The following is a 12,676-nucleotide window of genomic DNA, read 5'->3' as shown; positions in this document are numbered from 1 at the left end:
CGGAGGCGGTGGAGGGGGACTGCCGCGGGCGCTGCGCCGTCGGCTCGCCCCCTCCGTCATCGCTGCGCGATGCCACCTCCCCGTGCCGGGGAGGATTAGATCAATGCGCGTGGCCGCTCGACGGATACACGATCCGCCCGAGTCCGCGCCGTTCGAACCGCGCGAATGCCCCCTCCGGCTGCGCCAATCGGTCAACGATTGCGTTCAGCACGGCGGGGTTGACGCCCAGCCCGATGTGGCTGCCATACACTTCGATATTGTCGGTGTTGGCGCATTCGCCTTCGCGGCAGTTTTGCCATGCAACAACGCCGTCGCCCTTAGAGTAGATCGCCGTCGTCGGGACGGGCGGGGCGGAGGCGCTCTGTTCGCGTAGTTTCCGGGTGTGGTCGCCGTCGATGCGGTCGCCGGTCAGCGCCTCATAGGCGCGCCAGACGTTCGATGCCTTGGGGCTGCCCGCGAAGGGCGATCCCAGCGTGATGACCTGACGCACCAGATCGGGCCGCCAGTTGGCGAGCAGGCGCGCCATCACGCCGCCCAAGCTCCAGCCCACGAGGCTGACTTTCTGGCCGGTCAGGGCATGAACTTCCTCCAGCCGCGCGATTAGCTTCTCGCCCTCGCGCCCGATCGCTTTTGGCCCCAGGTTGCGCCCGAGGTTCCAGCTATGCGCCTCATAGCCCTTTGCGGTCAGGAAGCGGCGCAGGATGCCGGTCGAGATGTCGGTGGTGACGAACCCTGGCAGCACCAGCACCGGGTGTCCGTCGCCGCGCGGCCCGGCCATCAGCCACGGCGCCGTCCACGCCAAGCTGCCCAGTTCGAAGAGCGCGCGTGGCAATTCGGTCAGTGCCAGGAATTTTGAGGGCGGGGGCACCGCATTGCCGTCGATCGTCGCCATTCTTTGCGTCCTCTATGTTGCGCTGCGGTGTAACGCCCCGCAGTCGCGTAAATGTCCGCGGTTACGCGTCCTGCATCCCGAATGCCGTCTGGCGCACGGCCTCGCGCTCCAGATCGAGGCTGAGGATCGCGATATCGTGCAGCCGTCCCTGCCGGTCGATCGCGTGGTCCTTCAACAGCGCCTCACCGCGAAAACCCTGGCTTTCGAACAGCTCGATCGCCGCCGATTGATCCGGCGTCATCCGCGCGGTGAGCTTCTTCAGCCCGTGGTTCTGCGCCGTGCGAATGATCGCTGCCAGCAGCGCGCGCCCGACGCCCTGGCCCCGCGCCGCGGTCGCGACGAGCACACGGACCTCACCGACATGCCCCGACCAACCGAGCGGATCGCGGACCAGCGCGGCGGAGCCGGTGATGCGGCCCTCATCCTCATGCAGCAGGCTGTCGATATCCCCGTCCGAAATCGCCGCGGCCCAGGCATCGACGACGCGCGGATGGCGCAAATCGCGGCCGAGGAACATGAGGTCATGCTCGGGCAGCCCTTGCGCGAACGCCAGCATCGCCGTCCGGTCGTCGCTCGCGAACGCGCGGATCAAAGCGACCGCTCCTGCAGCCACTGATCGAGTTTCGGCCAAAGCCGCTTCTGCGCGTTCGCCCCCGCGACCAGGCTGACGTGCCCGCCCTTCAGCACCACCTGCTCCTTGTCGGTCGAGCCGACGCGCTCGATCAGCGGGGCCGATGCGGCGCTCGGGACGATATGATCGTGCTCGGCGACGACGTGGAGGAAGGGGAGGGTGATCGCCCCCAGATCGACCGCGCGCCCCGCGACATCCATCGTCCCCGCCATCAACCGGTTCTCCCACATCAGTTTCTTGGTCGTCTCACGGAAATATTCGCCGGCCAGCGGCAGCATGTCGGCGGCCCAGCGATCGAACATGCGATAGCTTTTGACGAATTCGTCGTTCCAAAGATTGTCGAACAGCCGGATATTGCCCGCGATGCGCGCGCCGGGGCGCAGCAGGTCGAACGCCTGGTACAGCATGTCCGCCGGGCACTGGCCGAAGGTGTCGACCAGCCGGTCGACGTCGAAAAACCGCGGGTCGGCCCACGCCTGGAACATCTCCATCGCCGCGAAATCCACCGGCGTGGTGAAGCACACCAGATTCTGCGCCGGGCCGTCCGGATGCAGTGCCGCCCACAGCACCGACAGCACGCCGCCGAAGCAATAGCCGACGACCGTCAGGTCGGGCTCGCCGGTTTCGTCCAGCACGCGGGTGATCGCCTCGGGCAGGAAGCCGAGCACATAGTCGGCGAGCGTCAGCTTGCCCTCGTCCGCGCGAGGCGCGGTCCAGTCGAGCATGAACACGTCATATCCGGCGTCGAGCAGGAATTCGACGAAACTCTGCCCCGGCACCATGTCGAAGATATAGCCGCGGTTGGTCGTCGCCATGACCAGCAGGATCGGCACGCGGTACACTTCATCGACGCGCGGATGATAATGGTAGAGCCGCATCGTGCCACGATCGATCAGCACGTCCTTCGCCGACGCGCCGAGCACCGGGGCGGGGGAGGCGAAATAGCCAAGCCCCTTGATGTTGCGCTGGAGCGCGCGGTCGAATTCGACCCGGGCCGCGGCGATCGGGTCGGCGGTCGACTGCTGTGCGCCGGTGCCGCTCAACCTTTCGCCTTGAGCGGCTTCTTGGAGCGGGCGGGCTTCGGGCGCGGCGCTGCGGTTTCGGCGGGGGCGCCGGCGATCCGCTCCAGCAGCGTTTCGATCCGCCGCAGCCGGTCCTCGACACCGGCCATGCGTTCGCTCAGGCCCGTCACTTCCTCGCGGCTCGGCATGTTGGCGGCGGCGAGCGCGCGGCCCATCGCGTCCTTCGAAGCTTGTTGCAGTTGAGCGCCGGCGCTCGTCGCGGCGCCCATCGCGCGCGCCGCCTCGGGCGACTTCATCGCCTGCGCGCCGTACTGGTTGGCCATGCTCTCCCACTGGCCGAGCATGTCCCGAAAGAAGGATGCGGGATCGACCGTCATTATGTGCGCGATCGTTGCCGGGTTCGCCGCGTCCGTCAAGCGCAACCAAATCTGGTGCGCCGCGGCATTTCGTGCGTTAGCGGGGTCGGACAGACCAGACAGGAATTGCGATGCCCGGTGGATTGGTAGCCCTGCTCGACGATATCGCGGCGCTCGCGAAGCTGGCGGGCGCGTCGCTCGACGATGTGTCGGCGGCCGCAGTGCGGGCGGGGACCAAGTCGGCGGGCGTGGTGATCGACGATACCGCAGTCACCCCGCAATATGTCCACGGCCTCAGCCCCGACCGCGAACTGCCGATCATCGGCAAGATCGCGCTGGGGTCGCTGAAGAACAAGCTGATCTTCCTGCTGCCCGCCGCCCTCGTGCTCAGCGCGTTCGCGCCGTGGGCGATCACCCCGATCCTGATGGTCGGCGGCGCATACCTGTGTTTCGAGGGCGTGGAGAAGGTCTGGCACGCACTGGGCGGCGGTGACCATGCCGAGGCCGTTGTCGAGATCACCGACCCGAAGGCACTCGAGGATCGCCAGGTGTCGGGCGCGGTCCGCACCGACTTCATCCTGTCGGGCGAGATCATGGCGATCGCTCTGTCGGACCTGGAGGGCGAGCCGCTGCTGACGCAAGGCGTGGTGCTCGCCATCGTCGGCATCGCCATCACCATCGGCGTGTACGGCGTGGTCGCGCTGATCGTGAAGATGGACGATGTCGGTCTGCGGCTGGCGAAGTCGGCCTCGGGGGCGAGCCAGGCGGTCGGCCGCGGGCTGGTCGCGGCGATGCCGAAATTGCTGAAGGCGCTGTCGATCATCGGCACCGCGGCAATGATCTGGGTCGGCGGCGGCATCATCGCGCACGGGCTGGATGTCTTCGGGCTGGGCGCCATCCCGCACGCCATCGAACACGCCGCGGAGGTCGCCGGTGCGGCGACGCTGGTCGCGCATGGCGCGGTCCACTGGCTGGTCGGCGCGATCGGCGCGGCCATCGTCGGCGGGATCGTCGGTGCGGTGATTGTCGTGGGGTATCAAGCATACACAAGGATGCGGGGCGGGGCAGCGCACTAAAATCCTCCCCGGCACGGGGAGGGGGACCGCGAAGCGGTGGAGGGGGCGGGCAGCAAACGCTGCGCTATCGGATGGCCCCCTCCGTCAGCGCTTTGCGCTGCCACCTGCCCGTGCCGGGGAGGATGGAAATAAGTCCACCACCACTTTCCCCTTGAACCCTGCGCGCCCGCCCGCTAGGCGCCGCACCCTGCAATGTGTCGGGGCGTGGCGCAGTCTGGTAGCGCACTGGTCTCGGGGTCCAGGGGTCGGAGGTTCGAATCCTCTCGCCCCGACCATTGCAGCGATGTCCCCGAAATTTCAGCCGCCGCGCGCATCCAGCATAGCATCGATGCCGACGAATTTCTCGCGCGGGGCGCCGACGCGGGCCTGTGCGACTTCGGCGGCGTCGATCCGCTGCCAGTCGCGGAAGGTGACGATGTCCACGCCGCGTGACGTCAGCAGCGCGTCGAGGCCGGCGCGGCCCGCCTTGCCCGAATCGCTTGGCATGTCCGCGGCGATCTTCTCGACGATCGCGAATCCGTCGGGGCGGTTGGTGCCTATTGTCCCCGTGGGCCCGCGCCGCGCCCAGCCGACCGCGTAGAGCCCGCCCGATATTCGACCGTCGTCGTTGGCGAACCGCCCGAGCGCCTCGTCATAGGGCACGCCTTCGATTTTGGGGGTACGATAGCCGATGCAGCTGACCACCATCGACGCCGGGATCGCATAGGTCTCGCCGGTCCCGCGCGCGCTGCCGTCGGGTTGCAGCGCGGTGCCCTCGACCACCACCCGCTCGACCCGCCCGTCGCCCTCGATCGCAACCGGCTTGGCGAAGAAGTCGAACACGATGCTTATCGGCTTGTAGTCGGAGCGGGCAGCGAAGTCCCGGAGGTGCGCGACCGACTTGCGCTGGCCTGGCTCCAGCGCGTCGTCATCCTCACGCGGCGGCAGGTCGGAGGGGTCGACGACCGGCATGGCGCGAGACAGGTGGCCAAGCTCGCCCAGTTCCTTCGGCGTCATAGCGATCTGGTGCGGTCCGCGCCGGCCGAGCAGCGTGATGTCGCCCGCGTGGCTCGCGCGCAGGCGGTCGAGCGCATGGCCGACGATGTCGGAGCCCGAAAACTCGTCCTCCGCCTTCGCCAGGATGCGCGCGACGTCCAGCGCGACATTGCCGTTACCGACGATCACTACGCCGCCGCCATTGAGCGCGGGGGCGAGCGCCGCGTGATCCGGATGGCCATTGTACCAGCCGACGAACGCCGCCGATCCGATCACGCCGGGCAGGTCGTCGCCCGGAATGCCGAGCGGTCGGTCGGCGGGCGCCCCGGTCGCCAGCACGACCGCGTCGTACAGCTCCAGAAGCTCCGGGATCGACACGTCGCGCCCCACCGCGACATTGCCGACGAAGCGCACATTGTCGCCGAGCGCCGTCGCCTCGTACCGGCGCGATACCGCCTTGATCGACTGGTGATCGGGCGCGACGCCGGTGCGGATCAGCCCGAACGGCACCGGCAGCCGGTCGACGATATCGACCCGCACGGTGTCCCCGAACGCCTTTTGTGCGGCCTCCGCAGTGTAATAGCCGGCCGGGCCGGACCCGATCACCGCGATATGCCGCATGCTGCTCTCCGCTTTTGGCGCGGATGCTAGCGGCTTGCCGGCGGGGCGGCTAGGAGGGGGACATGACATCGCTCGAATGGGTGGCCGCGGCACTGGGCCTGATCTGCGTCGCGCTCGCCGTCCGGCGCAATTTGTGGAACTACGCTTTCGGCATCGCCTCGACCGGGGTTCTTGCGTTCGTCGTGTTCGATGCGCGGCTGTACAGCCAGGCGCTGCTCCAGCTCTTCTTCGTCGCGATCAACGCCTACGGTTTCCTCAACTGGCGCCGCGCCAAGGCGGACGGCGGCGAGGTTGCGGTCGAGCGGATGAGCGCGATCGAGATCGCTTTGTGGCTCGCCGCCGCGGTCGTGGCGACGCTTGGCTGGGGCCTCGCGATGGACCGGCTGACCGACGCGGCGCAGCCGCTGGGCGATGCCGCGATCGCCGTCGCCAGCGTCGCCGCGCAGCTGCTTATGGCGCGGCGCAAGCTGGAGAACTGGCTGTTGTGGATCGCGGTCGATGTCGCGTCGGTGCCGCTGTTTCTCGCGCAGGGGCTGACGGTCGTCGCCGGCCTCTACCTCGTCTATCTCGCGCTCGCCGTCTGGGGCCTCGTCGACTGGCGGCGCGCGTATCGCCTGTCCGGAGCCGTTCCCGCATGACCCGAACCATCTGCCTCCACGGACCCGAGAGCACCGGCAAGTCGACGATCGCACCGCGGCTCGCCGCGCGGCTGGGCGGGGCGGTGATCGACGAATATGGCCGCACCTATGCCGAGGCCAACGGGATCGAGTTCACGATGGATGACCTCGTCGCGATCGCGAAGGGGCACGACGAACGCACCCGCGCCGCCATCCAGCGCGGGGTCGATCCGGTGATCCTCGACACCGACCCGCTGATGACCGCGGTGTGGGCCGACATGCTGTTCGGCCACCGCGACCCGTGGTTCGATGCGTGGACAGGCACCGCCGACCTGTACCTGCTGTTCGACATCGACCTGCCGTGGATCGAGGACGGGACGCGAATGTTCGGCCAGGCGGTGGAGCGTCGGCGCTTCTTCGACCTGTCCCGCGCCGAGCTGGAGCGGCGCGGCGTGCGCTGGGCGCTGGTGTCGGGGCAGGGCGAGGCACGCTTCCGCAGTGCGCTCACCGCGGTCGAGGACGCCGCCTGAGCGCCCGCGTCAATATGGCTGCTGCGACGGCGCCAGTTTCGTGTTCAGTACCCAGCCGACGTTGTCGTTCTCGTCGGCGACTTCCCACCACAGGCCGTTCTTGTTGCCGGTCGGATAGACGATCGAGCCGGCGGGTATCGTGCGGATGATCCGCCCCGACGCGGCGGCGGTGGATCGCATCGCCACCGCCCCTTGAGCGGTAAAGGTCTTTGCCGGCGCCGCCTCCGCCGTGCCGACCGCACCGGGCTGGACCAGGCCGAGTTCGTTGACCATCTTCGAATAGGCCTGGATGAAGGCGAGGGTCACGATCCGCCCGATGTCGGTGTTGTCGTAACCGCCACCGACCGCCGCCGCGGCGCCCCCGCCGAAGAAGCCGCCCCCGCCGCCGCCGAAGCTGACGCTGTTCTTCGCGGCATAGCCGTCGACCGTGGAAATCGTCTCGGTCGTGCGGACGTTCGTCAGCGACAGCACCGTGTTCGCCTCCATCTTGCGGCTGCTTACGCCGCCCAGCAGCCCGCCGACCGCACGCCCGCCCAGCAGCCCGCCGAGCGCCCCGCCAACCGCGCTGCCGCCCGAACTGCGGTTCGATGCCTGCACCTCCGCGATCAGCACGTAATCGGCGGCCTTGATCTGGCCCTGGCCGACGTTCGACCGGCGTTGCAGCCCCAAATTGCCGCCAATGTCGCGCTCGCGCTGCGCCGCCGACAGGCCGGATCCGCGATCGACCAGGTTGAAACACCCCGACCGCTGGACCAGCACCTTGATGAGCTTCTGTGGCCCGGTCAGCTGGAACTGCGTCCACCCCGACGGATCGTCGCCGTCCATCACCGACACCGTGCCCAGCTTGCGCGTGCAGCGCGGCACGTCGGTCGCCATCTGCTCTTGCGTGCGCTGGGTCTTGGACGGGCGGGCCTGTGCCAGCACGGGCGCGGGCACCAGCAGGGCCGTGAGCGCGAGGGAGCCGAACAGGCGTGCGTTGCGCGTCATATGGAGCCCCCGTCGAGTCGTTACGGGTCCAGCATATCCCTGTTGCCAGACGAAGCCAATCGGCGGCGGTTGTGCGGATCGGCGCGGCGCTGCTAGGGCGCTTGCCATGACTCCGCTCGACAAGATCCGCAATTTTTCGATCATCGCTCACATCGATCATGGCAAGTCGACGCTCGCCGACCGGCTGATCCAGACCACCGGGGGGCTGGCGGCGCGGGAGATGTCGGCGCAAGTCCTTGATAACATGGAGATCGAGAAGGAGCGCGGGATCACCATCAAGGCGCAGACGGTACGCCTGGAGTGGAAGGGCCATATCCTGAACCTGATGGACACGCCGGGCCACGTCGACTTCGCCTATGAGGTCTCGCGCAGCCTGGCCGCGTGCGAGGGTGCGCTCCTCGTCGTCGACGCCGCGCAGGGCGTCGAGGCGCAGACGCTCGCCAACGTGTACCAGTCGATCGAGCACGACCACGAGATCATCCCCGTCATCAACAAGATCGACCTGCCGAGCGCCGAGCCTGAGAAGGTGCGCCACGAGATCGAGGAGATCATCGGCATCGACGCGTCAAACGCGGTGCTGTCGAGCGCGAAGTCGGGGATCGGCATCGAGGAAATACTGGACGCGGTGGTCGAGCGTATCCCGGCGCCCAAGGGCGACAAGGACGCGCCGCTCAAAGCCATGCTGGTCGACAGCTGGTACGACCCGTACCTGGGCGTCGTCATCCTGGTGCGCGTGATCGACGGCATGATCCGCAAGGGCCAGCAGATCAAGTTCATGGCCGCCGGCACCACCCACCTGATCGACCGCGTCGGCGCGTTCCGCCCCAAGATCGAGCAGCTGCCCGACCTGGGCCCCGGAGAGATCGGCTTCATCACCGCGCAGATCAAGGAAGTCGCGCAGGCCCGCGTCGGCGACACGCTGACCGACGCCAAGCGCCCGACGCCCGAGCCGCTGCCGGGGTTCAAGGAAGTCCAGCCGGTCGTCTTCTGCGGCCTGTTCCCGGTCGACGCCGCCGATTTCGAGAAGCTGCGCGAGAGCATCAGCAAGCTGCGCCTGAACGACGCGTCGTTCAGCTTCGAGATGGAAACGTCGGCTGCCCTCGGCTTCGGCTTCCGCTGCGGGTTCCTGGGGCTGCTCCACCTGGAGATCATCCAGGAGCGGCTGATGCGCGAGTACGACCTCGACCTCATCACCACCGCGCCGTCGGTGGTGTACCAGATCGAGCTGACCCACGGCGCCGGGCACATCGACCTGCACAACCCCGCCGACATGCCCGAGCCCAACCGGATCGAGAGCATTGCCGAGCCGTGGATCCAGGCCGTCATCTACGTGCCCGACGAATATCTCGGCAGCATCCTGAAGCTGTGCCAGGACCGCCGCGGCATCCAGAAGAACCTGACTTATGTCGGCGGGCGCGCGCAGGCGACCTACGAACTGCCGCTCAACGAAGTGGTGTTCGATTTCTACGACCGGCTGAAATCGCTGTCGAAGGGCTATGCGAGCTTCGATTACGAGCAGATCGGGTACCGTGAGGGCGACCTGGTCAAGATGGGCATCCTGGTCAACGAGGAGCCGGTCGATGCGCTGAGCATGATCGTCCACCGCGGCACCGCCGAAGTGCGCGGGCGCGGCATGGTCGAGCGGCTGAAGGAACTGATCCCGCGCCACATGTTCAAGATCCCGATCCAGGCCGCGATCGGCGGCAAGGTGATCGCGCGCGAGACGATCAGCGCCATGCGCAAGGACGTGACCGCCAAATGCTACGGCGGCGACGCCACGCGCAAGCGCAAACTGCTGGACAAGCAGAAGAAGGGCAAGGCGAAGATGCGGGAATATGGCTCGGTGAGCATCCCGCAGGAGGCGTTCATTGCTGCGCTGAGGATGGGCGACGACGCCTGAGGCCAACGAGGGGATTGCGCAGCAATCGCCGAGTTGGACGAAGACCAGCGTCGCGCCCGGCCGGCGGCGCTACGAGCGCCGACCGACGACGCGGCTTTGCCGCGGCGGGTGCGGATTTGGGCTTTGCACGCCACTTATGGTCGATCAGCTTGCGTCAGTGAGGTTACGAAAGTGGTGCGCTTTTACCCGTTCACACGACTGCCGAAGATCGTGGTGTAACGCTTCGGTCTGAAGACCGGACTTTTTGGACGCGTTCTTCCGTTCCCAACGTCTCGCTGCAGTCAAGAGAAGATATGCCGTCTTGGTGAATTCCGACCATGCATCTAAGCTTGCAAGCGGACACCAATGGAGAGTTCGGTTTTGGGGCAATTTGAGGAGCTCGGGCTCTGGCATCGCAACATTGGAGAGGGCACGGCCCCCGACAGGCGCGAGCAATTGCGTGCTAGCTATCGCCAGTTCTGGAACAACGCGGTCGAATTATCGCGAGAGATTCAGCGGGACCTGCCGCAACTAACACTGCATGACGATCGGCATTTTGAGGCTTTGTGGGCTCGCGCGGATCAAGTCGCGGGCAATGAATTCAAACTGACTCCGCTCGAAGTTTTTGTCTTTGGTGGCGCCATCCTTCTACACGACGCCGCTAATTCGCTTGCTGCTTTCCCAGGTCGTCTGGCCGCGGTCGAGGCGACGTCAGAATGGCGCGACGCCTTGGCACAATGGGCCGAGCGACAAGATGAAGGCGCGCTCTCCGAGCCAGACGTTGAAACGAGACGAGCTCTGCTCCTAGACACGTTGCGTGCCATCCATGCGGAGCGCGCACTCGACCTTGCCGACTTCGAGGTTGAGACGGTCGGTCGACGCCACTATCTTCTGGACGACGATCAGCTACGGACCCATCTTGGCGCTCTAATCGGTGAGATTGCTGCCAGTCACCATTGGGATACGGGCACGCTGGCTAATCGCCTTGGGGGCACGCGCGGCTCACTTGCAGGTATGCCCGCTGACTGGACGATCCGGCCCATCTTGCTGGCCGGCCTGCTGCGCTGTGCCGACGCGACCCAGCTTGATCAGGATCGCGCACCCGATTTCCTTTTTGGGCTTCTGCAATTACGTGGCTTGTCCGAGCAGCATTGGCGTGCGCAGAACCGGCTTGCCCATCCATATGTCGATCCTGCGCAGCCCGAGGCACTGGTTTTCACGTCCACTCGGCCGTTCCTCGAGGAAGACGCGAGTGCTTGGTGGATAGCCTATGATGCGCTTAGCGTCGCGAATCGTGAACTTCAAGCGACGGACGCTCTCCTGCGCGATGTCGGCTTACCACCGCTACAAGTAAACCGGGTCCGCGGCGCCGAGACGCCAGATCGCCTCGCCGCGCTGGTTCAGGTCAGCGGCTGGCGCCCAGTGCTTGCCGACGTCAGAATTTCGCGGGTCGACAGAATCGTCGAGTTGTTCGGCGGCGAAAAGCTCTACGGCCATCAGATGTGGGTGCCAGTTCGCGAGCTGATTCAGAACGCTGCCGACGCAATTCGGTATAGGCGGGAGCTGGAACCGGAGAATAGCCCCTACAGCGGTCGGATCGTCGCACGTTTGCGCGATGATGGCGCGGACCACGTGCGGATTGAGATCGAGGATGATGGGCTCGGCATGTCGGAGGCGGTACTTACTGGGCCGCTCATCGACTTTGGCGAAAGCTACATCTCCTCCAGCCTCGTCAAAGCTGAGCGGCCCGGACTTTTGTCTAAGGGGCGCAAGCGTACCGGAAAGTTTGGCGTCGGCTTCTTCTCGACATTTATGATCGCTGACGAGATCACGGTGCTTTCGCGTCCTTTCGATCAAGGTCTAGATCAATCTCGAACGCTCAAATTTTCTAAGGGGGCTCCGACCCGGCCGATTCTACTTGATGCGGGTAATGTCACCGCGAGCGCGACAGTATCGACACGCGTCACGTTAAAGCTCGCCCGAACGATGTTGGAGCAAGTCCTGCACTTCGATTCGGCCTTCAGCCGCTCGGAGACACCCGTGACATTCACGGAAATGATCGGTGCTCTTTGCCCAATGCTTGATGTTGACATTTTTGTGGATGTGGCGGGGCAGAATACAAAAATTCACTCGCGTAACTGGTTTGATGAAGATCGGGCAGCTTGGCTGCGGCGCATCTCGCTCCCGCACGTGAACAAGGCCATCAACGTCTCAATTGAGGCGATCGAGGCAGAGATAGCCGAAGCAGCACCGCGACTGACGTTCTTAGACCCCGACGATCCGTCAGCCGGTCTGGCGGCGGTTTCTGGCGTGGCCGCGCGTGGTGTTCGCGCTGTCGGCATGTTCCGTGCAACCGAGGGGTTCAACCAGTACGCCAACGACTTTTGGGGAGCGGTCGACTATCAACCAGCTGGACCACGTCGATCCTTTGGACCTCCAAGATCACGTACCTTGTTGGCCGATTGGGCCACTAAACAGGCGCTGCTGGCAGCGCAATCGGTCCCAGTCGGACCGCAACAACGTGTTATTGCTCGGCGAGTTGCCGATTTCGACGGCGATGCAACGCCGATTGCCTCAATCAGCTTTGATCGTGAGTGGTTGAGCCTAGAGGAGGCTTTCGATAAGGCGTGTAGGGTCGGGCGGGTCTATGCGCCCATCATGCGATACGCCCGTCAGGCGGAAGCTTGGTCCATCGGAACGGTGCGCGAGCGGCAATCAGGCTTCATTGACAACTACTTCCCAAATGAACTGGAATTCCTCGTACCGATTATTGAAGGATCCGACTCAAGCGAAAATGCTTTCTACGCGATTCCAACTACTGACCGACCGGCGCATCATTCCTTTTTAGGGATGATGAACCGGCTATGTGCTTCACGCAGTGTGAATATCACTGGACGTTTCCTCGAACGTTTTGCGGCCGCGCGTTACGTCGGGGAGGATTCGCCTCGGCAGCGACTAACGCATGGCAGTTTGATCCACTGCAACGTTCTGGAGCTGACTTTCTCAAAACCAAGCGAAATGCTGGCCGCATCGCCTCGCTAATTGAGTCTTCTTAGTCTGGCTCCGAGTTACCCCCTGCCAATCCGCTAC

Annotated in this window: 11 protein-coding genes and 1 tRNA gene; 6 read left to right on the top strand and 6 right to left on the bottom strand. The window is 65.5% G+C overall.

What is annotated here, in order from left to right; translation table 11 throughout:
- Nucleotides 1–100: 100 nt before the first annotated feature.
- The 4 genes from M9980_RS08265 to M9980_RS08250 form a co-directional block, all read right to left on the bottom strand.
- Nucleotides 101–892 (bottom strand): esterase/lipase family protein, encoded by a 792-nt coding sequence (locus M9980_RS08265; RefSeq protein ID WP_250749070.1) that lies wholly within the window; start codon nt 890–892, stop codon nt 101–103.
- Between the two features lie 61 nt (nt 893–953).
- On the bottom strand, nt 954–1,484 hold the full coding sequence (locus M9980_RS08260) for a GNAT family N-acetyltransferase (protein ID WP_250749068.1): 531 nt from the start codon (nt 1,482–1,484) through the stop codon (nt 954–956).
- Nucleotides 1,481–2,566 carry an alpha/beta fold hydrolase gene (locus M9980_RS08255; RefSeq protein WP_250749066.1) on the bottom strand — a complete coding sequence of 362 codons (1,086 nt, stop codon included), beginning with the start codon at nt 2,564–2,566 and terminating at the stop codon, nt 1,481–1,483. The genes M9980_RS08260 and M9980_RS08255 overlap by 4 nt, the downstream gene beginning before the upstream one ends.
- On the bottom strand, nt 2,563–2,922 hold the full coding sequence (locus tag M9980_RS08250) for a poly(R)-hydroxyalkanoic acid synthase subunit PhaE (RefSeq protein ID WP_250749061.1): 360 nt from the start codon (nt 2,920–2,922) through the stop codon (nt 2,563–2,565). Before M9980_RS08250 ends, M9980_RS08255 begins: the two co-directional genes overlap by 4 nt.
- A gap of 110 nt (nt 2,923–3,032) precedes the next feature.
- On the opposite strand from M9980_RS08250, the gene M9980_RS08245 reads away from it, so the two are divergent.
- Both M9980_RS08245 and M9980_RS08240 read left to right on the top strand, forming a co-directional pair.
- Nucleotides 3,033–3,977, top strand: a complete 945-nt coding sequence (locus M9980_RS08245) for a DUF808 domain-containing protein (RefSeq protein WP_250749058.1) — start codon at nt 3,033–3,035, stop codon at nt 3,975–3,977.
- 198 nt (nt 3,978–4,175) lie between these two features.
- A tRNA-Pro gene (locus tag M9980_RS08240) sits at nt 4,176–4,252 on the top strand.
- 22 nt (nt 4,253–4,274) lie between these two features.
- Here the strand turns inward: M9980_RS08240 and M9980_RS08235 are convergent.
- Nucleotides 4,275–5,573, bottom strand: a complete 1,299-nt coding sequence (locus M9980_RS08235) for an FAD-dependent oxidoreductase (protein ID WP_250749055.1) — start codon at nt 5,571–5,573, stop codon at nt 4,275–4,277.
- A gap of 62 nt (nt 5,574–5,635) precedes the next feature.
- On the opposite strand from M9980_RS08235, the gene pnuC reads away from it, so the two are divergent.
- The gene (gene pnuC / locus M9980_RS08230) at nt 5,636–6,211 is read left to right on the top strand and encodes a nicotinamide riboside transporter PnuC (RefSeq protein WP_250749052.1); all 576 of its coding nucleotides are present in this window, start codon (nt 5,636–5,638) and stop codon (nt 6,209–6,211) included.
- Nucleotides 6,208–6,720 (top strand): AAA family ATPase, encoded by a 513-nt coding sequence (locus M9980_RS08225; RefSeq protein WP_250749050.1) that lies wholly within the window; start codon nt 6,208–6,210, stop codon nt 6,718–6,720. Before pnuC ends, M9980_RS08225 begins: the two co-directional genes overlap by 4 nt.
- Before the next feature lie 9 nt (nt 6,721–6,729).
- On the opposite strand, the gene M9980_RS08220 is transcribed toward M9980_RS08225, so the two are convergent.
- A complete protein-coding gene (locus M9980_RS08220; RefSeq protein WP_250749047.1) occupies nt 6,730–7,707 on the bottom strand; it encodes a CsgG/HfaB family protein in 978 nt (325 codons plus the stop codon).
- Between the two features lie 106 nt (nt 7,708–7,813).
- Here M9980_RS08220 and lepA point away from each other — a divergent pair, with 106 nt between their 5' ends.
- Together lepA and M9980_RS08210 are read left to right on the top strand one after the other, a co-directional pair.
- Nucleotides 7,814–9,607, top strand: a complete 1,794-nt coding sequence (gene lepA, locus M9980_RS08215) for a translation elongation factor 4 (protein WP_250749044.1) — start codon at nt 7,814–7,816, stop codon at nt 9,605–9,607.
- Between the two features lie 345 nt (nt 9,608–9,952).
- Nucleotides 9,953–12,628 carry an HD domain-containing protein gene (locus M9980_RS08210; RefSeq protein WP_250749027.1) on the top strand — a complete coding sequence of 892 codons (2,676 nt, stop codon included), beginning with the start codon at nt 9,953–9,955 and terminating at the stop codon, nt 12,626–12,628.
- Nucleotides 12,629–12,676 lie beyond the last annotated feature (48 nt).

It is taken from the genome of Sphingomonas donggukensis (genome assembly GCF_023674425.1).
Classification (GTDB): domain Bacteria; phylum Pseudomonadota; class Alphaproteobacteria; order Sphingomonadales; family Sphingomonadaceae; genus Sphingomonas; species Sphingomonas donggukensis.
This window is presented reverse-complemented; position numbering and strand designations above follow the sequence as displayed.